Annotated in this window: 17 protein-coding genes and 2 tRNA genes; 8 read left to right on the top strand and 11 right to left on the bottom strand. The window is 61.5% G+C overall.

The genetic code is table 11. The annotated features are described in order from the left end of the window. Positions 1-120 precede the first annotated feature (120 nt). Complete coding sequence (locus tag Q1A53_RS20210; RefSeq protein ID WP_299970082.1) at positions 121-990, top strand: DMT family transporter; 870 nt, start codon at positions 121-123, stop codon at positions 988-990. Positions 991-1119: 129 nt separating this feature from the next. Here the strand turns inward: Q1A53_RS20210 and Q1A53_RS20205 are convergent, their stop codons facing one another. Continuing rightward, complete coding sequence (locus tag Q1A53_RS20205; protein ID WP_299970079.1) at positions 1120-1641, bottom strand: glutathione peroxidase; 522 nt, start codon at positions 1639-1641, stop codon at positions 1120-1122. Positions 1642-1778: 137 nt separating this feature from the next. Here Q1A53_RS20205 and msrB point away from each other — a divergent pair, with 137 nt between their 5' ends. The 3 genes from msrB to Q1A53_RS20190 all read left to right on the top strand — a co-directional run bounded on the left by msrB (position 1779) and on the right by Q1A53_RS20190 (position 4945). Next, on the top strand, positions 1779-2228 hold the full coding sequence (msrB, locus tag Q1A53_RS20200) for a peptide-methionine (R)-S-oxide reductase MsrB (RefSeq protein WP_299970076.1): 450 nt from the start codon (positions 1779-1781) through the stop codon (positions 2226-2228). Beyond that, positions 2225-2746 carry a peptide-methionine (S)-S-oxide reductase MsrA gene (gene msrA, locus Q1A53_RS20195; RefSeq protein ID WP_299970073.1) on the top strand — a complete coding sequence of 174 codons (522 nt, stop codon included), beginning with the start codon at positions 2225-2227 and terminating at the stop codon, positions 2744-2746. The genes msrB and msrA overlap by 4 nt, the downstream gene beginning before the upstream one ends. 111 nt (positions 2747-2857) lie before the next feature. Further along, positions 2858-4945, top strand: a complete 2088-nt coding sequence (locus Q1A53_RS20190; RefSeq protein ID WP_299970070.1) for a PAS domain S-box protein — start codon at positions 2858-2860, stop codon at positions 4943-4945. 600 nt (positions 4946-5545) lie between these two features. Here the strand turns inward: Q1A53_RS20190 and queG are convergent. The 6 genes from queG to Q1A53_RS20160 form a co-directional block, all read right to left on the bottom strand. Beyond that, positions 5546-6595 (bottom strand): tRNA epoxyqueuosine(34) reductase QueG, encoded by a 1050-nt coding sequence (queG, locus tag Q1A53_RS20185; RefSeq protein WP_299970216.1) that lies wholly within the window; start codon positions 6593-6595, stop codon positions 5546-5548. Positions 6596-6625: 30 nt separating this feature from the next. Beyond that, positions 6626-7291: a glutathione S-transferase family protein gene (locus tag Q1A53_RS20180; RefSeq protein WP_299970068.1), complete on the bottom strand. Its 666-nt coding sequence runs from the start codon at positions 7289-7291 to the stop codon at positions 6626-6628. Between the two features lie 59 nt (positions 7292-7350). Continuing rightward, a complete protein-coding gene (gene mtgA, locus Q1A53_RS20175) occupies positions 7351-8067 on the bottom strand; it encodes a monofunctional biosynthetic peptidoglycan transglycosylase (protein ID WP_299970064.1) in 717 nt (238 codons plus the stop codon). A 94-nt stretch (positions 8068-8161) separates the two neighbouring features. Then, positions 8162-12691, bottom strand: coding sequence for a glutamate synthase large subunit (gene gltB / locus Q1A53_RS20170; protein WP_299970062.1), 4530 nt, complete (start codon positions 12689-12691; stop codon positions 8162-8164). Next, positions 12691-13137 (bottom strand): GFA family protein, encoded by a 447-nt coding sequence (locus Q1A53_RS20165; protein WP_299970059.1) that lies wholly within the window; start codon positions 13135-13137, stop codon positions 12691-12693. The genes gltB and Q1A53_RS20165 overlap by 1 nt, the downstream gene beginning before the upstream one ends. A gap of 94 nt (positions 13138-13231) precedes the next feature. Then, a complete protein-coding gene (locus Q1A53_RS20160; RefSeq protein WP_299970056.1) occupies positions 13232-14665 on the bottom strand; it encodes an NAD(P)-dependent oxidoreductase in 1434 nt (477 codons plus the stop codon). A gap of 223 nt (positions 14666-14888) precedes the next feature. Between Q1A53_RS20160 and Q1A53_RS20155 the strand changes: the two genes are divergently transcribed. Next, on the top strand, positions 14889-15692 hold the full coding sequence (locus Q1A53_RS20155) for an undecaprenyl-diphosphate phosphatase (protein ID WP_299970053.1): 804 nt from the start codon (positions 14889-14891) through the stop codon (positions 15690-15692). Here the strand turns inward: Q1A53_RS20155 and Q1A53_RS20150 are convergent. Next, the gene (locus Q1A53_RS20150; RefSeq protein ID WP_299970050.1) at positions 15689-16672 is read right to left on the bottom strand and encodes a complex I NDUFA9 subunit family protein; all 984 of its coding nucleotides are present in this window, start codon (positions 16670-16672) and stop codon (positions 15689-15691) included. The genes Q1A53_RS20155 and Q1A53_RS20150 overlap by 4 nt on opposite strands. Positions 16673-16843: 171 nt before the next feature. On the opposite strand from Q1A53_RS20150, the gene Q1A53_RS20145 reads away from it, so the two are divergent. Together Q1A53_RS20145 and Q1A53_RS20140 are read left to right on the top strand one after the other, a co-directional pair. Beyond that, positions 16844-16929: transfer RNA gene (locus tag Q1A53_RS20145), tRNA-Leu, on the top strand. A 280-nt stretch (positions 16930-17209) separates the two neighbouring features. Further along, the gene (locus Q1A53_RS20140; protein WP_299970048.1) at positions 17210-17437 is read left to right on the top strand and encodes a hypothetical protein; all 228 of its coding nucleotides are present in this window, start codon (positions 17210-17212) and stop codon (positions 17435-17437) included. 80 nt (positions 17438-17517) lie between these two features. Here Q1A53_RS20140 and Q1A53_RS20135 read toward each other — a convergent pair whose 3' ends face one another. From Q1A53_RS20135 to Q1A53_RS20125, 3 genes are all read right to left on the bottom strand, one after another. Beyond that, on the bottom strand, positions 17518-17844 hold the full coding sequence (locus Q1A53_RS20135) for a hypothetical protein (RefSeq protein ID WP_299970045.1): 327 nt from the start codon (positions 17842-17844) through the stop codon (positions 17518-17520). Positions 17845-19372: 1528 nt separating this feature from the next. Further along, positions 19373-19448, bottom strand: a tRNA-Trp gene (locus tag Q1A53_RS20130). Positions 19449-19557: 109 nt separating this feature from the next. Next, positions 19558-20214, bottom strand: a complete 657-nt coding sequence (locus Q1A53_RS20125) for a CatB-related O-acetyltransferase (RefSeq protein WP_299970042.1) — start codon at positions 20212-20214, stop codon at positions 19558-19560. Between the two features lie 213 nt (positions 20215-20427). On the opposite strand from Q1A53_RS20125, the gene Q1A53_RS20120 reads away from it, so the two are divergent. After that, a complete protein-coding gene (locus tag Q1A53_RS20120; protein WP_299970039.1) occupies positions 20428-20565 on the top strand; it encodes a hypothetical protein in 138 nt (45 codons plus the stop codon). The last annotated feature ends 829 nt before the right edge of the window (positions 20566-21394 follow it).

Raw genomic sequence — 21394 nt, 5'->3', positions numbered from 1 at the left:
AACCTATGCGCGAACTCTAGCGAGCCGGGCGGGATTGTCCACGGGGTCGGGGCTGCCTTGCCCTCTGCGGGGAAGTAGGAAATGGTCCCGGCACCAGACCATGACCGCAGAAAGGCTCCCATGGACATCCGCGCAGTGCTCGCCGGGCTCGCCTTTGCGGTGATGTGGTCCTCGGCCTTTACCTCCGCACGCGTGATCGTGGCCGATGCCTCGCCGCTGGCGGCGCTGACCCTGCGCTATCTGCTGTCAGGGCTGATCGGCATCGCGGTGGCGCGCTGGTGGCTGGGGCAGTCCTGGCGGCTCACGCCCGCGCAGTGGCGCGCGACGATCGTCTTTGGCATCTTGCAGAACGCCGTTTATCTCGGCACGAATTTTGTCGCCATGCAGACGGTGCCTGCATCGGTGGCGGCCATCATCGCCTCCACCATGCCGCTGCTGGTCGCGCTGGCGGGCTGGGTCTTTCTCGGTGACCGGCTGAAGCCGCTGGCCATCGCCGGATTGCTCGCCGGGCTGGCGGGTGTCGCGCTGATCATGGGCAGCCGGATCACCGGCGGGATCAGCCTGCAGGGACTGGCCCTTTGCGGCGTGGGGGTGGTGGCGCTGACCGTGGCGACGCTGTCGGTGCGGGGCGCGACCTCGGGCGGCAACTTCCTGATGGTGGTGGGGCTGCAGATGCTCGTGGGCTGCGCCGCGCTCGCGCTGGCAACTGCGGTACTGGAGACACCGCGGATGACCCCCAGCTGGCCACTGGCGGCGGCCTTTGCCTACACGACGCTGGTCCCGGGACTGGCCGCCACCTTCGTGTGGTTCTGGCTGGTCAACCGGATCGGGGCGACCCGCGCTGCCACGTTCCACTTTCTCAACCCGTTTTTGGGCGTGGTGATTGCGGCGCTGCTGTTGGGAGAGGCGCTCGGCCCGCTCGATATCCTCGGCGTCGGGATCATCGCCGTGGGCATCCTGGCGGTCCAGCTCTCACGTCAACGGGTCTGATGCAGGCGACCGCGGAGGGAGGAAGCGTCCTCTCCCCCATCGAGGGGGGTCGGACGCTGCCCGGTGTGCCACCGGGCGGCGCAGCGGCTCCCGGATCGCTGGATCCCGGCGCTGTGCGGGACGCTATGTCTACTGCAACAGCGCCTCGACCGCCCCTGTAATCTGGGGGGACAGAGGCCGCGTACCGGACCCCCAGGTCTCCACCACCCTGCCATCGGGACCAATCAGCACCTTGTTGAAATTCCAGCGCGGCACGAACCCCGTGGTCGCTGCCAGTTCAGCATAGAAGGGATGCGCGTCAGGCCCCCTGACATGGGTGATATCCGACATCGGCAGCGTCAATCCAAAGTTCATCTCGCAGAACTCCTTCACTTCCTCGGCGCTGCCAAGCTCCTGGCGAAAGTCATCCGACGGGACGGCCAGTACCACCAGCCCCGCGTCACTGTAGCGCTCGTGCAGCGCCTGCAGCCCGTCGTACTGCCCGGTGAAGCCGCATTGCGAGGCGGTGTTGACCACCAGCACCGGCTGACCGGCCCAGTCACCCGTCTCCAGCGTGCCACCGTCGATGGAGGCAAAACTGTGATCCGACAGGCCCGCAGCACTCGCGGCACCGGCACTTAGGAACAGGGCGGTCAGGGCAGTGCGCAACATCTCTGGCTCTCCTTCGTTTGCTTGCCCCTGAGATAGTGCGCATCAAGCGATTGTCAGCGGGTGCGACGTCGCACACCCCTCTTTAACTTTCCGCCAGGCGACCCATCTTAATCACAAAGCTGACAAGGGAGACATTCATGCCCACATACGAAAAGACCGAAGCGGCCATCGCGCGCCTCTCGCCTGAGGAATTCCGAGTCACCCAGCAGGACGGCACCGAACGCCCCGGCACCGGTGCGCTGCTCGGGAACAAGGAACCGGGCATCTACGTGGATATCGTGTCGGGGGAGCCGCTCTTTGCCTCCGCTGACAAATACGAATCCGGCTGCGGCTGGCCCAGTTTCACCAAACCCATCGAGCCCGCGCATGTGACAGAGTTGCGCGATGCCAGCCTCGGCATGGTCCGCACCGAAGTCCGCTCCACCCACGGCGACAGCCATCTGGGCCACGTCTTCCCCGATGGTCCCGCGGATCGCGGCGGGCTGCGCTACTGCATCAACTCTGCCTCCCTGCGGTTCGTGCACCGCGACGACATGGCAGCCGAAGGCTACGGCGACTACATCGAACAAGTGGAGGATGTGGCATGAGCCATCAGCGCGCCGTTCTGGCGGGGGGATGCTTCTGGGGCATGCAGGATCTGATCCGCAAACGCCCGGGCGTTATCTCGACCCGTGTGGGCTATACCGGCGGGGACGTGCCCAACGCCACCTATCGCAACCACGGCACCCACGCCGAAGGGATCGAGATCATCTTTGACCCCGACCGCGTGAGCTACCGCGATCTGTTGGAGCTTTTTTTCCAGATCCACGACCCCACCACACTGAACCGGCAGGGCAATGACCGCGGGCTCAGCTATCGCTCGGCCATCTACTACGTGGACGCGGCGCAGAAGCAGATGGCAGAGCAGACCATCGCCGATGTGGAGGCCTCGGGTCTCTGGCCCGGCAAGGTCGTGACCGAGGTCGAACCGGTTGGCCCCTTCTGGCAGGCCGAGCCCGAGCATCAGGACTATCTTGAACGGATCCCCAACGGCTACACCTGCCATTTCCCCCGCGCCGAATGGGTGCTGCCCAAGGTATCCCGCACGGTCAATGCCGCCGAATGACCAAGCCTGACACGCGCTGACGACGCGGCCAAGGCTGGGCCACATGGTGTAAATGCTATTTTAAGGCAAAGGCTCTAGGACAGCTCGATACGGAGCTACGGAGCTGATGCAATGGGTTTGTTTTCTGGATCAAAACGTAAGGCCGCCACCGAGGCGAAGGCCGAGGCGGATGCGTTCATCGCAGGTATGAATCTGAGCCATTTGATCGTCTCCTTCGCACCGGATGGCACGATCTTGGACGTGAACGACAACTTTTGCAAAACGTTCCGCTATTCCCGGGATGAGGTGATCGGGAAATCCCGGACCATCCTGATCGATCCGGAGACCCTGGATCAGGAAGGCGACAGCGCGGAGACCAAGGGGCTCGATGTGGTCTCGCCGCGGGCAGACATCATATGCCGCGTGATCAAGACAGGCGAAAAGCGCTGGCTGTCCGCGACATATGTGCCGATCAAGGATGACGATGGCAACCTGATCAAGGTGATGACCATCAGTCATGATGTAACCCAGAAAATGCAATTGGAGGCCTCCAACACGGAAAACCTGGTGGGTCAGGTTGACGCCATCTCCTCGACCCACGGCAGGCTGGTCTACGACACCGACGGCACGATTCTCGAAGCCAATGACAAGGTGCTGGAGATGTTGGGCTATGCCCGCGACGAACTCGTCGGTAAGAACCATTCCGTACTCGTTCACCGCGAATATGCCGGCAGCGACCGGTATGAAAGCTTCCTCAAGGATGTGCAGGACGGCAAGATCCCCGCCGGGGTGTTCAAACGGTTCCGCAAAGACGGGGAGCCTATCTGGGTGCAGGCGATCTTCTGTCCCGAGCGTGATGTCAACGGGAATGTCACTCGGCTGATCTCGATCAAGAGCGATGTGACCCGGATCCAGGAAGCCAACGACATGACCAACACCATTGCCAAAGTGCAGGCGGTGATCGAGTTTTTCCCCGACGGTATCATCCGCGACGCGAACGACATTTTCCTCAACGCGATGGGCTACACCCTCGAAGAGATCGTCGGCAAGCACCACAGCATGTTCATGCCCGATGGCGAAGCTGCGACCGAAGCCTATTCCGATCACTGGCGGGTCCTCCAGGAAGGCAACTTTCACAGCGGCGAATATCGGCGCAAGGCCAAGGACGGCTCAGACGTCTGGATCGCCGCCAGCTACACGCCGGTCGTCGGTCCCAAGGGGGAAACCGTCAAGGTGGTGAAATACGCCAGCGACATCACCCCCCGCGTACGCGCGATCAAGGCGGTAAGAGATGCCATCGAGGACTTGGCGAAAGGCGATCTGCGCCACGAAATTACCGAGTCCTTCGGTGAAGAATTCGATCCCCTGATTGACGACATCAACGCCGCGATCTGCCAGTTGCGTGAAAGCATCGGCGGCGTTGTCGGCATCGGGCACGAGATCGGCTCGGGAACCGAGGAAATCTCCAATGCCTCCGATGATCTGAGCCGCCGGACCGAAAGCCAGGCCGCCTCGCTGGAAGAAACCGCCGCCGCGATCACGGAAATGTCGGCTTCGGTCAAATCCACATCCGAGATCTCCAACAGTACGCGCAGTGTCGTGGAAAAGACCAAGGCCTGTGCAACCGCCGGTGCTGAAACCATGAACGACGCCCGCACCACCATGGATGCGATTGCGAACAGTTCTGATGAAATCTCCAAGATCACGACCGTGATCGAGGACATCGCGTTCCAGACGAACCTGCTGGCCTTGAATGCAGGTGTTGAGGCAGCGCGCGCCGGTGAGGCGGGTCGGGGCTTTGCAGTGGTCGCGTCCGAAGTGCGCGCGCTTGCGCAACGCTCCTCCGAGGCAGCAACCCAGATCGCGCAGCTGATCTCCGCCTCCGCCGATCAGGTGGAACAGGGCGTATCGATCGTCTCGAAAACCGGCGAAGCGCTGACGGAAATCGATGATCTGGTGTCCGATGTGACAAAAATGGTCAATGACATCGCCGCGGCCGCAGCAGAACAAGCCAGTGGTTTGGAAGAGATCACCACCTCTGTCAGCTCTCTCGATGAAGTCACACAGAAAAACGCCGCGATGTTCGAGGAAACCAACGCCGCGACGCAATCTCTGGCCAATCAGGTGATATCGCTCGGAAAGATCACTTCTTTCTTCAAGATAGACGATGATGGAACGACGGACGAGCTGGGAGAAGAGGCGAAAAAACTGGCGTCTTAGTCGCTCTGCCCTGAACGTGCCTCATCGACATATCAGCGGTCAGCGTCCGGTCGGTCCGTGGCCTTCCCGAAGACAGCTTACAGACGCCCCATAGGAGGCGGAAATCACTGCTCCAACCATCGGGCCTCACGCGAAAATCTCCCCAAAGGGCGCCTGAACCGGACCTATAACCCACCGTCACAGGCTGCGTTTGACAATGGACAAACCCGCCAGCAAAAAACAGGTCCCCGGTTTCGTCCCAAAACGCTGCCACACAAGGTGGGCACGCATGGACCCTGACCCTCACCAATCGCTGCATTGACTGCAGTACGACTTCATGTGGGGCGATCTCGACCGCAGCCAGATGGGGACCATGACAACCGTCAAGAGTGACACGGATCGGACCTTCCACACCCCGCTACCTGCTGCAGCTCACAAAGCAGGGTGACACTTTGGACGTCAGATCCAAGTTTCCAAAAACGTAACGATACAGCATCGACAAGCTGCGTGAGACACCGCAACTGATCTTGCAATCGGCACACGTCCGTCACCGCCAAAATCCAGCCTGCCAGCACCACCGCCGTGACTGCCCAGGGGTCGACCGCACGATCAGCGGAAAGCTCAGCCCCGACCCTCCAGATCGCGCAACCGTCCGGCTGCCCATCGCGCGGCATCCGCCACCACAGGATCGGGATCGTCGGTCAATGCCAACGCGGCATCACGCAGGGCAGGGACACCGGAATTCCCAATCGCGTAGAGCACATTGCGCACGAACCGCTCCCGCCCGATGCGCTTGACCGCCGAGCCGGAGAACAACGCCCGAAATGCCGCATCATCCAACTGCGCCAACTCCGCCAGATGCGGGGCTGTCAGCTCAGCCCGCGCGGCCAGTCGCATATCGCGCGCCGCCACCGCAAACTTGTTCCACGGGCACACAGCCAGGCAATCGTCGCACCCATAAATCCGGTTGCCCATCCGCGCACGCAATTCATCCGGAACAGGCCCTTTGTGCTCAATTGTCAGGTAAGAAATGCACCGCCGCGCATCGAGCTGATAAGGCGCCGGAAACGCATCGGTCGGGCAAATATCGAGGCACGCCCGGCACGATCCGCAATGATCCACCTCACCCGCATCGGGCGGCAGATCTGCAGTCGTGAAAATAGCGCCCAGAAACGCCCAGTTTCCCCAATCCCGGCTGACCAGGTTGGTATGTTTGCCCTGCCAGCCGAGCCCCGCCGCCGCCGCCAGCGCTTTCTCCGGCACCGGCGCGGTGTCGACAAAGACCTTCACCTCCGCCGAGGTTTCCGCCACCAACCAGCGCGCCACCCGTTTGAGCCGCTTTTTGACAACGTCGTGATAGTCGCGACCCTGCGCATAGACCGAAATCGCCCCACGATCCGCCCTCTCCATGACCGCCAGCGGGTCGTGCTCCGGCGTGTAGCTCTCGGCCAGCATGACAATCGACCGCGCCTCGGGCCAGAGCGCCGCGGGATCACCCCGCCAATGCATCCGTTCGGCCATCCACGCCATCTGCCCGTGATAGCCCGCGTCAACAAACGCCCGCAGCCGGTCGGCCACCTGGGGCACCGCGTCAGGCCGGCAGACCCGCGCGCTGACAAAGCCTGCCGCCAGCGCCTCCGCCACCAACCGCGTCTTGAGCGCACCGCTCACCGGCGCATCACGAAACGTCGGCAAAAAGCCTCAGAAATCCAGATCATTGTAGTGCCTCGGCGGCGGAAACCCGGGCACCTGATCGGCCAGCAGCCCCCGGAACGCAGGGCGCGACTTGATCTTGGCGTACCAGTCCTTGACCCCCTCCGAGCGGTTCCAATCCACGTCCGAGATGTAATCCAGCGCGCTCAGATGCGCCGCCGCCGCGAAATCCGCCAGCGTCATGACATCTCCCGCCAGCCAGCGGCGGTGATCCAGCAACCAGGTCATGTAGTCCAGATGATATTTGATCGCCTTGGCGCCCGCCTTCACATTGCCGCTGTCCGGATACCCCTGCCCCATCACCTTTTTATTGACCCGCTCATACAGCAGCTTCGATGTCACCTCGTGATGAAACTTGTCGTCAAACCAGCTCACCAGCCGCCGGACCTCCTGCCGCGCCGCAGCCTCCTTGGGCATCAGCGCCGGATCGGGCCGCGTCTCTTCGATGTATTCGCAAATCGCCGTGCTCTCGGCCATCATGATCCCGTCGAGCCGCAACACGGGCACCTTGGCCGCCGGATTACGGCGCAGGAAATCCGGATCCGCCTCCCAATAGCGCTCCTCGACCAGTTCGACCTCAATCTTCTTTTCCGCCAGGCTCAGCCGCACCTTGCGGCAGAAGGGCGAGAGGGGAACGTGAAAGAGGCGCGCCATGGGGGTCGGTCCAAAATCATTGCCGGGTCGCTCTTCAATGCCCTGAGCGGCGCGTCAGTTCAACTCTCGAAACAGGCCGCGCGCCCGTCTTTGCGGATTGTCGCGGCCCCTGACAGGATCGCCCGCGCGCGGCGCTGCACGAAATCCGACGGTTGGCTGGCCGAACGCCCCTTGGGATCCGGCAGGATCGCGGCGAGCCGTGCGGCCTGAGTGTCGCTCAAACCCGAGGCAGACACCCCAAAGTAATGCCGCGCCGCGGCCCCGACACCAAAGACGCCTTCATCGAATTCCGCCACGTTCAGATAAACCTCGACGATCCGCCGCTTGGACCAGATGGCCTCCAGCACCGGGGTCAGCAGCGCCTCCAGCGCTTTGCGCGGATAGCTGCGCCCGTGCCACAGATACACATTCTTGACCGTTTGCTGGCTGATGGTGGATGCACCGCGCGCGGCCCCCGCATCAATCGCCTGCCGGATCGCGGCCAGATCGAGCCCCCAGTGAAGACAGAAATTCGCGTCTTCCGCAGCGACCGCCGCCAGCGCCATCACCGGTGCCATCTGTTCCAAAGGCACCCACTCCCGCGTAACCGACCCCAACCGCCACCGTTCCGACACCACGTAAGGCGTCACAATCGGGTTCACCACGGTTCCCAACCCGATGATCCCTACTACTGCCAGCACCAGAACCAACCCCGCGCGCAGCAAGGCGCGCCGTATGCGCTGCACGACGGATGGGCCCTTGCGCCTCCGCTTCGACCTCACCGCCCGTTTGGCCATGTTCACAGTCCCCGATCCCGCACACTTCCGGAACGGGTCTTATCTCAGATGCTCGCTCACTTTGCCAGATAAACTCCCGCCGGAGGCTCCCGCCCTATTCAGCCGGGATCGCCGTATCTTCAGTGCCCAGCGGTGCGACCAGCTTGTCCAGCATCTCCCTGGGGCAGACCTGAAGGAAATGCTGCTCTTCGGCCTCCCAATGCTGCAACAGATCCGCCGCGCGCCGGCTGCCCGTCTCGTGCAGATGTTGCTCCACCAGCGCTTTCAACTCCGCCCGCCAGTGATCCACCGTCACCGGGCAGGTCACCAGCGTTTCCATGTTCATCATCGCCGGTGCGGCACCGTCCGGATCATACAGATAGGCCATACCGCCGGTCATGCCCGCCCCGAAATTGGCACCGATCTCGCCGAGGATGACCGCGACACCGCCGGTCATGTATTCGCACCCGTTGGATCCGCAGCCCTCGATCACCACCTTGGCACCGGAGTTGCGCACGGCAAACCGCTCGCCCGCACGCCCGGCAGCAAAGAGATACCCGTCCGTCGCACCATAAAGTACGGTGTTCCCGATGATCGTGTTACGCGCCGCCTCGATGGGCGAGGCCATGGGCGGGCGGACCACGATGCGACCACCCGACAAGCCCTTGCCCACATAGTCGTTGGCATCGCCCGACACTTCCAGTTTCAGCCCGGGCGCCGCAAAAGCACCCAGCGACTGACCGGCGCTCCCGGATAGTTTAACCGTTAAATGATCCGGTTGAAGCGTATTGCGCATCCCGAATTGCTTGACGATATGGCTCGATGTGCGGGTGCCCACGGTCCGGTGCGTGTTCTGCACCGCGTAGGATAGCTGCATCTTTTCGCCATCCTGCAAAAAGCGCGCGGCATCGCGCACAATCTCGGAATCCAGCGTGTCGGGCACCGGGTTCCGTTCCTTGGAGCGATCATAGACGATCTCTGCCGCGCCATCGACGGTGATCAACAGCGGGTTCAGATCCAGATCGTCCAGATGCGCCGACCCGCGGCTGACCTGCGCCAGCAGATCCGCGCGCCCGATCACATCATCCAGACTGCGCGCCCCGATGGAGGCCAGAATTTCCCGCACTTCTGTGGCGTAAAAGGTGATCAGGTTCACCACCTTATCCGCGTTGCCGGTGAACTTCTCCCGCAGGCTTTCGTCCTGGGTGCAGACCCCCACGGGGCAGGTGTTGGACTGACACTGCCGCACCATGATGCAGCCCATGGCGATCAGCGCCGCTGTCCCGATCCCGTATTCCTCGGCCCCCAGCATCGCCGCCATCACAATGTCGCGCCCGGTGCGCAGGCCCCCATCGGTGCGCAGAGTGATCCGGTCGCGCAGGTTGTTCATGGCCAGAACCTGATGCGCTTCGGTCAGGCCCATCTCCCACGGCAGCCCGGCGTATTTGATCGAGGTCGCGGGGCTCGCCCCGGTGCCCCCGTTATGTCCCGAAATCAGGATCACATCCGCCTTGGCCTTGGCCACACCGGCGGCAATCGTGCCGACGCCGGACGACGCCACCAGCTTCACCGTCACCTTGCAGCGCGGGTTGATCTGTTTCAGATCGTAGATCAGCTGCGCCAGATCCTCGATGGAATAGATATCGTGGTGCGGCGGGGGTGAAATCAGCGTCACCCCTCTTGTGGAATGCCGCAGCCGCGCGATCAGGTCGGTGACCTTCATGCCGGGCAGCTGCCCGCCCTCACCCGGTTTCGCGCCCTGCGCGACCTTGATCTCAAGCTCCTCGCACTGGTTCAGGTACTCCGCCGTCACCCCGAACCGGCCCGAGGCGACCTGCTTGATCTTGGCAGACGGGTTGTCCCCGTTGGGCTCGGGCACGAAATGCGCCGGATCCTCGCCCCCCTCGCCACTATCAGACTTCGCGCCGATCCGGTTCATCGCCACATTCAGCGTCTTATGCGCCTCTGGCGACAACGCGCCCAAGGACATCCCCGGCGTCACAAAGCGTTTCCGGATGGAGGTGATGCTCTCCACCTCCTCCAACGGCACGGGCTTGCCCAGCGGCTTGATGTCCAGAAGATCGCGCAGATGAATGGGCGGGTTGCTCTGCATCTTCTTGGAATACTGCTGCCACATGGCATAGGACGCCCGGTTGCACGCCGCCTGCATCAGGTGCATGGAGGTCGCCTCCCAGGCGTGGGTCTCGCCCGATTTGCGTGCCTTGTAAAAGCCGCCGATGGGCAGCACGCTTTGCGGCCCGCCCCAGGCCCGGTCGTGCACCTCTTCGGCCTTGCGCTGGATGCCCCAGATGCCGATGCCGGAAATCCGGCTGGTCATGCCGGGAAAATACTCCGCACACATGGCGCGGCTCAGCCCCACGGCCTCGAAATTCAGCCCCCCCCGGTAGGAGGAAATCACCGAAATCCCCATCTTGGCCATGATCTTCAACAGGCCCTGGTCAATGGCGATGCGGTAGCGGTCGATGGCTTGCGTCAGCGTGATATCCAGCAGGCCACGCTCGATCCGGTCGGCCAGCGAATCCTCCGCCAGATAGGCGTTTACAGTCGTCGCCCCCGCACCGATCAGCACGGCAAAGTAATGCGGGTCCACACATTCCGCGGATCGCGCGTTGAGCGAGGTGAACGTCCGCAGCCCCTTGCGCACCAGATGGCTGTGTACCGCAGAGGTCGCGAGGATCATCGGCATCGCCACCCGCTCCGGCCCGCTGGACTGGTCGGTCAGCACGATATGCCCGGCACCCGACCGCACCGCATCCTCTGCCTCGGCGCGGATCCGCTCCAGCCCCGCACTCAGGTTCCCGCGCCCGGGCGGGAAGGTACAGTCGATGGTCACCACATCCGCGTTGAAGTGGCTGATCAGCTCGTCGAACTGCGCATTCCCCAGAAAGGGGCTGTCCAGTGTGAAAATCTCCGTCTGGCTGCTGTCCTCATCTAGCACGTTCTTGAGGTTCCCAAACCGCGTCTTCAGGCTCATCACCCGGAATTCCCGCAGGCTGTCAATCGGCGGGTTGGTCACCTGGCTGAAGTTCTGCCGGAAAAAATGGCTCAGCGGCCGGTACTTGCCCGACAACACCGCCGACGGGGTATCGTCGCCCATGGACGCCAGCACTTCCTTACCGTCCTCGGCCATGGGCGCCAGGATCTGCTCCAGCTCCTCAACGGTATAGCCCGCGGCCACCTGCCGCCGCCGCAGCTCCGATCCGGTGAAGATCGGCACCTCCGTCACATCGTCCAGCACTTCTTCCAGATCGTTGATCTTGCCCACCCAGTCGCCAAAGGGCTGGCTGGCGGCAAGCTGGTTCTTGATCTCCTCATCGTGGAAAAGCGCGCCTTCCTTCATGTCCACGGCCAGCAATTGACCGGGCCCAAGCGCGCCTTTCTCCACCACGGAGGCCTCATCCAGCGGAACCATCCCCGCCTCTGACCCGGCGATCAGCAGACCGTCCCGCGTCACCACGTAGCGCATGGGCCGCAGCCCGTTGCGGTCAAGCCCGGCACAGACCCAGCGACCATCGGTCATCGCAAGGGCTGCGGGGCCGTCCCAGGGCTCCATCACCGAGTTGCAGTAGGAATACATATCGCGCCACGCCTGCGGCAGCTCTATGGCCTGCTTGGACCAGCTTTCAGGCACCAGCATCGTCTTGGCCATGGGCGCATTCCGGCCCGCGCGCACCAGCACCTCGAAGACCGCATCGAGTGCGGCACTGTCGCTGGACCCGGCGGCGACGATCGGTTTGATATCCTCCGCCATCTCGCCAAAGGCGCTGGACGCCATGCGGATCTCGTGGCTTTTCATCCAGTTGAGGTTACCCTTCAGCGTGTTGATCTCACCGTTGTGGGCCAGCATCCGGAACGGCTGGGCCAGCCACCACTGCGGAAAGGTATTCGTGGAATAGCGCTGGTGATAGATCGCAAAGGCGCTCTCGAACCGGTCGTCCATCAGGTCGGGGTAGAATTCCGCCACCTGCTCGGCCAGCATCATCCCCTTGTAGATGATCGAGCGGCAGGACATCGACGCGATATACAGCGTCGGCACCTGCGCCGCCAAAGCCGCCTTTTCGATCCGCCGCCGGATCACGTAAAGCTCCCGCTCAAACGTGTCCTCATCCACGCCCTTGGCGTTGGAAATCAGGATCTGCTCGATCTCCGGCCGCGTCGCATTGGCCTTTTCACCGAGGCAGGAGATATCCACCGGCACGTGCCGCCAGCCGTAGATATAGTAGCCCATGCGCAGCACTTCTGTCTCCACGATGGTCCGGCAGGTCTCCTGCGCGCCGAAATCCGTGCGCGGCAGAAACACCTGACCCACCGCGATCATCTCGTCGGTGCGCGGGTCATGCCCGGTGCGCTTGACCTGATCGTAGAAGAACTCCACCGGGATCTGCACATGGATGCCCGCGCCGTCGCCGGTCTTACCATCGGCATCCACCGCCCCGCGGTGCCAGATCGCCTTGAGCGCCTGAATGCCCTTTTCCACCACGGACCGGCTCTTGGCACCGTCCACCGACACGACCAGCCCCACCCCGCAGGAAGAATGCTCTTCGCTTTCCGAATAAAGCCCATGCTCGGCCATATAGGCGCGTTTGGCCTCTTCGCGTGCCACCCAGGCGTCATCGTAAGTCATCAGGCATCTCCCTCGACGAAGTTATTCTTTGCTTCATAAACGGCGCGCGTCGCTGTCGGGTGATCCCCCTTCAGCTGCACAGCCGCCATCGCTTGATCCACGTAGATTTCCGACCGCAACGGCGCGCTCCGCATCTCGTCGAACAGGCCCGGCATCAGGTCATAGGCACCCTCGCCATCGCGCATCCACAGATGCGATCCGCACGCCGGGCAGAACGCGCGCTCCGCAAAGGCGGAGGATCGAAACCGCGCCACCTCGCCTGTCACGGTCACCGCCTCGGGCTGCGCCTCGAAACACAAAAACAGCCCCCCCGACCAGCGCTGACACATGCGGCAATGGCAGGCACCGGGCCGCGGGTCATAGGCGCCCGCCACGGTGATCCGCACGGCACCGCACAGGCAGGCGCCGGTCAGTTCTTCTTTGGAGGTGGTCCCAGATTGGGTCACAATGGCTGTCCTTAACAAGTTGTCACCGTGCGCTGCGCACCGACGTGATACCGACGTATTACCGACGCGGTACCGACACTGCACCGATGGGTGTTTATTCCGCGGCGATCGCCGTTTCGGCACCCAGCTTTTTCAGGATGGCGTCGGCGCAATCGCGCCCGTCGCGGATCGCCCAGACCACGAGGCTCGCACCCCGCACGATGTCACCCACCGCGTAAACGCCCGGCAGATCCGTCGCACCCGTGGTGTACTCGGCCTTGATCGTGCCCCAGCGGGTCACCGGCAGGCTTGGCTCATCCCAGAGCGTCGGCAGCGCTTCGGGCTCAAAGCCCAGCGCCATGATCACCAGATCCGCGTCCTCAACGTAATCCGCGCCCTCGATCACCTCGGGGGCCTGACGGCCCGTCGCATCCGGTGCGCCCAGCCGCATCTTTTGCACCATCACGCCGGTAACGGGATCACCCACAAACCCCTTTGGGGCAGAGAGCCACTCAAAGATCACGCCTTCCTCTTCGGCGTTCTGCACTTCGCGCTGGCTGCCCGGCATGTTCGCCCGGTCCCGGCGGTAAAGACATTTGACCGACGTGGCCCCTTGCCGCACGGAGGTGCGCACACAGTCCATGGCCGTGTCACCGCCACCGATCACCACGACGCGCTTGCCCTCGGCGTTCAGATCGCCGTTGTCAAACTCCGGCACCGCGTCGCCAAAGCTCTTGCGGTTGCTCGCGGTCAGGAAATCAATGGCCCGCACCAGCCCTTTGGAGCCGACACCCGGGGCCTCGATTTCCCTTGTTTCATAGACACCTGTGGCGATGATCACCGCGTCATGCCGCGCGCGCAGATCGGCAAAGGAGACGTCCTCGCCCACGTTGGTATTCAGCTCGAATGTGACCCCGCCCTGCGCCAGCTGGTCGTTGCGGCGCATCACCACGTCCTTCTCCAGTTTGAAACCGGGGATGCCGTAGGTCATCAAACCACCGGCGCGGTCGTACCGGTCATAGACGGTCACCTGAACGCCCGCACGCCGCAGCACATCCGCCGCCGCCAGACCACCGGGGCCCGCGCCGATGATGCCCACGCTCTCACTCCGCTCCGCGCGCGGCACGATGGGCTGGACCCAGCCTTCCTCCCACGCGGTGTCGGTGATGTATTTCTCCACAGCGCCGATGGTGACCGTACCGTGGCCGGATTGCTCGATCACGCAGTTGCCTTCGCAGAGCCGGTCCTGAGGGCAAATGCGCCCGCAGATCTCCGGAAAGGTATTCGTCGCCTGGCTCACCTCATAGGCTTCCTGCAGACGCCCTTCGGCGGTCAGCCGCAGCCAGTCGGGGATGTTGTTGTGCAGCGGGCAGTGGCTCTGACAATAGGGCACGCCACACTGGCTGCACCGCGCGGATTGCTCCTGCGCCTTGGCTTCCGCGTACTCCGCGTAAATCTCGTTGAAATCCTCACGGCGTACATCTGCTGCACGCTTTTCGGGCATGTCGCGCTCAACCTGCACGAATTTCAACATGGGTTGCTTCGCCATGGGCTGCTGCCTCCACCAAAACTCCGGAACCGCACGCATAAATCATGTCGCCGGGGAAATAAAGTCAGCAATGCTGTCCTTTGTAGGATTATTTTTTTGGCTACCGCGTGCGTCAAAGTAGAAAATCGTCGAAAAAGGTTCCGATCCGGCCCTATTGCCGGGACTTTCCTTTTGATTCTGACTGTTTATACCACGGCAGCAGAGCACCGGTCGGGGATTCTCAATGACGCTTTTTCAGCTTTTCGTCGTCGCGGCCATCCAGGGCCTGACGGAGTTTCTGCCCGTCAGCTCCTCCGGCCACCTCGTTCTGCTGCCATCAGTGACGAACTGGGACGACCAGGGCCTGGCCATCGACGTGGCGGTGCATGTGGGAACTCTCTTTGCGGTTGTACTCTATTTCTGGTCCGACGTCAAAATCGCCCTCGCGGGCAGCGTCCGTCTGCTGTGCGGGCGCGTGGACACCGATGGCGCGCGCCTCGCCCTCTGCCTCGCGGTGGCCACGGTTCCCGTGGTGCTCGCAGGCATCGCCATCAAGCTCACCGGGGTCGACCAGATGATGCGGTCCGTCGCGGTGATTGGCTGGACCATGCTGGGCTTTGGCATCGTGCTCTATTGGGCGGACAAGACCGGCGCCGAGACGGCGCAGGCCGGCGACTGGCACCTGCGCGACGCTTTCCTGATGGGGCTGGCGCAGATGCTGGCACTGATCCCCGGCACCTCCCGGTCGGGCATCACGATCACGGCGGCGCGCAAGCTGGGCTACGGGCGTGAAGGGGCGGCCAAGCTCGCCATGCTCATGTCTATCCCCACCATCGCGGCCTCCGGCCTTGTGCTGGGCGTCGATGTGGCCGGTCAGGCGGACTGGGCGCTGATGCGCGATGGGCTGATCGCGGCGGTCTTCGCCTTTGCCGCCGCCCTCTTGGCCCTGATCCTGATGATGCGCCTGCTGCGCAGCGTCAGCTTTACGCCTTACGTCATCTACCGCGTGGTGCTCGGCGTCATCCTGCTGGCTTACGCCTACAGCTAAGTGCGCAGGTTCTTGGCGGAATCCTTGATGGCATCATACTGACCCGACGGACGGAAGCGCCACAGATACTCCGGCAACACCGACGCCATGGATGTGGGCGTGATCCCCAACTCCGCAAACCCGCGCGCGCCGTCGCTGACCACATTGTCATTGGCCAGATTGCGCACCTGATCCCGGGTGATCATGCCGTTGGTAAAAAGCCCCAGCGACAGGGTCTGCAGCATATCAAAACCAAAGGCCATGATCCGCGCCGCAAAGAACGGCACGTTGAGCACCAGGCGACGCCGGTGGATCACCTTCAGCATCTGCTCCATCAACGCGCGAAAACTCGCCACATCGGGCCCGCCCAGTTCGTAGATGCCCGGCGCTGCTTTTCCCGTCAGCGCCAGCTCCGCCGCTTTGGCGACGTCGTCCACGTAAACAGGTTGAAAGCGTGTTTCAGCGCCAACAACCGGCAGCACGGGGCCGAACCGCGCCATGGAAGCAAAGCGGTTGAAGAACTGATCCTCTGCTCCGAAAACAATTGACGGCCGCAGGATCACCGCTTGGGGCATATGCTCCAGCACCGCCGCCTCGCCCGCGGCCTTGGTCCGCGCGTACTCGCTGGCAGACCCCGCATCCGCGCCGATCGCAGAGAGCTGGACCAAAGCGGTCACACCCTCTTCCGCTGCGATGCGCGCCACGCGGGCCGCACCTTCGGCCTGCACCGCTTCAAACTGGTTCTTGCCACTTTCAGCGAGGATGCCGACACAGTTGACCACCGCATCCGCACCCGACATCACCGCCCGGACGGATGTATCATCGCGAATATTGCACAGCACCGGTTCGACCTGACCAACCACACCGTAGGGTTTGACAAAAATCGCCTCATTGGGGCGGCGCACGGCAACACGCACCCGCCAACCTGCCTTGGCCATGCGTCTCGCAATATATCGCCCGACAAAGCCAGACCCACCGTAAATCGTGACCAACTTGGACATAGTGCGACCCTCATTTTGTGCTTCTGTTGGATGTATCGCCGCCCCCTACCTGAGACAAGGCGCAAATCAGCGCAGAGCGCTTGCACGCCCTATCGCCCAAGCCTGAAAAAACGGCGACTTTCCGTTTGACACCCCCCAAACATGGGCTTAAATCCACGTTTCACGACACCTGCCCAGGTGGCGGAATGGTAGACGCGCTAGCTTCAGGTGCTAGTGTCTGTATGGACGTGGAGGTTCGAGTCCTCTCCTGGGCACCACAGTCGCTTTGGATAAAAGCGACGAAGCTATTCACAATGGTGTCACGCGGCAGTCGTTTCGAAAAAACGATGAGAGCGCTTGGTTCTGGTTCTCTCTTCTCATCCGCACCATTTCTTGAAAAACAAGCTAGTAAAAACAATTCTCTAAAGGGATTTGCGAGGTCTCCATCCATCCCGCTGTCCACCTCTGCGCTGCCTTCCTCACAGTGTGACACAGCAAGGACTGCTCTGCTGTATATCTTTCTCACAGAAGTGGGGAGCCTGTTGAAGCCAGCAGATCATGACATTGGATTTCTGGCCACTTGCCAGACGTGTGGCCGCCAATACCAAATGGGTCCGCATCGTTATGAAGGTAAGTAAAAAGCGGGCGCTGGCCAAGAACGACATTTATTCAGTATGCGAGCTGCGGCACCTACTGCATGAATGCGTTGAAGCGCATATAGGGAACCGCATGTTCGGCATTGGAGCGGTGACTGCAAAGGAGATACTTGCTTACCTAGCTGACTGAATGGGAGCTTTGGCTCGAAGGGCTGCTAGCATCCGACGTTGCTCTACAGTCATGCAAAGCCGCAGAGCAACTGCAAACGATCAGAACTCTTCCCACTCGTGATCTTTGCTGGCCATTACGACATCAACTTCATCGTACGCGAGTTCTGATCGAAACGCTCGATATATGACATGTAACTCATCATCTAAGTTTTTCGCACCAGGCATCGTTGTCGAACGTCTTTTCAAGACCGCGCCCAAAACATCGACCAGTGATCCCACGTTGTCGAGGGTACAAGCCGCCAGAAGTCTTTCAGCCTGCATGCGCTCCAATATCATTTCGTTCCGTTGCTGGTCGTTGAACAAGGGCCCCAAGCTCGTCGGCTGGCCAATATCACGCAGTAGAATCTCATGCAGTTGCACAGCCATAGCTTTCTCCGACGCTTAACCTGGCCTTGCGTCTTCGCTTGGCCAGCTGGTTGCAGAAATATAGCTGACCATCGAGCCAACCGCCGATTTAATTTAACTTTTAGTTAAAATCGGCCAAAATCCTGACTTCCCAACTACGCACTCCGCGTTCCACAAACCCCCATCACCGGGCAGCTCGGGGAACCACGATGTCTAGAGATCCTACGTTTGCCGCTCTCGCCGCAGAAGCTACTTAACCACCCGAGACAGGGCTATGCCTTGGCTGGCATCATGGGAGAGGCGCTGGAGATGGCTGGCGATGCGAATGCTATCGCTATCCCTCAGACACACAAGATTTGGCCGGGTGGTCTGGATCAGACACTCTCTTGGCATTGAGATCCGCATACTTCGAAGACATCATTTCTATTTTTGCAGATTTGACTCAGAATGAAGCGCTGATCTTTGTGGTGAGCGAATTGGATTGTCTAACATTAGGGTTCCGAGTTAGGCGGCGCCCATCGCATTGGTACACTCTACCTTCGCAGGGTCTGTATCCCTCTAGCGCGAAGGATATGAACGGCAGTGGGAAACAACAGTTTCCCACTTGCCAAACCGGTAACGCTGGTAAGCGCAAGCACTTACCGGCTTCGGCCAAGAACATAGTGCCATATGTCACTTCTCTTAAGCTAACGCCGAAATACAGTTCGACGCTCGCAGACCACCTCGCGCGATCCACCAATAGGAGGCTCTTGATGAATGAGGGCGTGCGACGGGCACCGAAGATATTCTAAAATAAGGGAACACAATCGGCAAGACGTTGCCGACTAGAGGGTATAGCGGAGGAACTACTGCGCCCCTCCGTCCTTGCGCTTGTGAAACTACAGGCCACTACCATCTGAGTGCTTCGCAGCGTCCAAAGTTTTGAGTGCGCTTGCCGTGAGTTTGCGTTTGGGCCTGGCCAATTCTATCCACCCGCATATCCACCTCTAAATGTGGCGTAGGATGAAACAGCCTGACACCAGTTGAAACAGCAACCATCTGAAATCAATCAATTTAGACCTCGGTTTAAACAGCCTGACACAACACGAGACAGAGCTTCAATGCCTCTCCCGGGCACCACAGTCGCTGTGGACAAAAGCGACGAAGCTCGGCGCAATGGAGTCATGCGGCAGTCGTTTCGAGGAAACGATGAGAGCGCTTGGTTCCAGTTCTCTCTTATCATCCGCGCCACAGTCGCTTTTTGCATGAAAGAGACGGCTGAATGTGTCATCTGGGTGTCCCGCCGCATCGTGAGCTATCGCTGCGTTTTTTTGCAGGGATTCTTGGCACAACTCTCTGATGAGCCGAATAAGCCGGACACCACCCGCACAATAGCAGTCTATCACGGGGCCAAACCAGTGAGTGTCCACGGGGTCCAGCTCCGGTGGGAAGCGGCTTGCGCAGCCCGAGCATCAACCCGTCGCGCGGGCTGTACGGATCAAGTTGGGAGAAGTGTGCCAAAGGAGGCACCAGTTTGGGCTTCACGGCGAGCAGGTCCAATTGGACCGTTTGGCAGGGGCTGAGGGACTCGAACCCACGACCCTCGGTTTTGGAGACCGATGCTCTACCAACTGAGCTAAACCCCTTCGCCGTCTGTGGGCGTAGTCGGAAATAGGCTCAGGTTCAAGGGGGATCCATCTGCACCATGCCAAAAAGCCAGCAGTCGTCGTATCCGACGCCTCACAGTCGATGATCCTAGACAGCGACAGCCTCCAAAGCATCGATATCTCCGCCGGCAATCAACCCTTCGTGCTTCAGGATCCGGTCTATCGGCCAGTCCCACCACGCGAGCGCCATCAGCCTGCGTGTGGTATCGCTGTCAAAGCGCTGCCGGATGACCCTGCCCGGGTTGCCCACGACAACACTGTAGTCCGGGACGGTCCCGCCCACCACGGCCGCGGCGCCGATGATCACACCAGATCCGATCCGGGCACCGGGCAGGATCCGGGCGTCCGTACCAATCCAGACGTCGTGCCCCACAATGGTATCGCGCCCCGGCGGCAGCGTGGCCATATACCCCCCGAAACGGGCCGGATCATGGATGGCGAAAGGAAACGTCGAGACACCCCGCATATCATGATTTGCACCGGACGTGATGAAGCGCACGCCATGGGCAAACTGCCCGAATTTCCCGATGATCAACCGATCCCGGGCGGAGGGAAAGAGATACGGGGCAATCCGGCCTGCCCAGCCAGCGGTTTCTGACGGCGGGTCAAAATCATTCGCGTAAGTGTACTCGCCGACCTCGATCCGCGGATGGTCGATCACCGCTTTCAGAAAGACGTTGTTCCGCAGCGCACTCCCATCCGGCAAAGTCACCGGGTGCGGTGTCATCGGATCCGGAAACGGCATGGGTTTCTTCCTCTGGCAACGTTCGGTGGAGCATTAGCGCAAAAAAATCTGCAATCCCACATCAGAAAAAGCGCTTTACGTGATCCTGTTCACAGTTCAGTCACCCGTTTTCTGCAATGACAGCCTCAAGCGTCGGAAATTCACGCCGGGGCTTTTTGAAGACAGGCTTTTGGGCGGCCCCTCAGACGGGTCGCACGTCAGGATAGCAGAAAGATGCATTTGAAGTTCATCTCCTTCATCGCGGGCGCGGGCATTATTCTCGCAGCGGTGGCCACCGATGGTCAGGAGCGCACATCGCGCACCTTGGCCAGCTCCGAGAGCGGGGCGCCGGAGGATCACAGGAGACGGTGACGAGTACGGCAGCGTTTTCTTGCTGCTGGTTAAGTAGAGCGGCCCCGGGTGCGTTGCCCGGGGCCGTCTTGCTTTACGCCACAGGATGTCCGCGATGTAGAAAGCGTGGTTCTTTGACCGAGCTGATCACCCAAGGTCACTCAGCATTGGTGGTTGAGGTTGTCGTAGGCTGAACCCATGCCTGCCGCCGCTGCTTTTGGCGGTTTTTGCGCGATCACTACCGGGACAACAGCCCGGCTATACCTGCCCAGCTGCACCATAATCCTGAAGGCAACTGACACCGCAGACTGCCCTACAGCACACAAAGTAGCACTTTCGCCGTTCTCTTTATCATCCGCTTGGCCCGTGTAGCGCATCTTCCTTACACGCCACGCTTCGCTGGGCACCGTCCACTCATGCGCGCCGATGCTGAACCCAAACCGGCCCCGGTGTTGTGTCTTGGGGCGGTTCTTTTGCTTGCAGTGATCGTAGGGGATCGGCGATTGTGAGTGTGGCACATATGGTACGAAACTGGCGGCACATGCCACGATGAGCGCAGCCCGCTGATGCTGAGTTTTGTGGCGCTGTTCGTGAGGGTCACGGGCCGCAGGGCCGCGTGATCGGCGCAAATTACGGTAGGCCGCGCACGAGCGGGGCTGATGGCATTGGGGTCTCAGACTGCAACCGGGTGCTGCGGACCTCCTGCCGCTGGTGCCGCACATGCGGTGTGCGGGGCGAGGGGCTCGCGCACCGGGGTCCGCTCTCGTGACAAGGTGACAAAGGCCGCCCGGTGGCGGCCTTTGCACTGTCGGTTGCGCGCGGTCCCCTGCGGGGCGGGGGGCTCTCGGTG

Source organism: uncultured Roseobacter sp. (genome assembly GCF_947496515.1).
In the GTDB taxonomy this organism is placed as follows: Bacteria; Pseudomonadota; Alphaproteobacteria; order Rhodobacterales; family Rhodobacteraceae; genus Roseobacter.
This window is presented reverse-complemented; position numbering and strand designations above follow the sequence as displayed.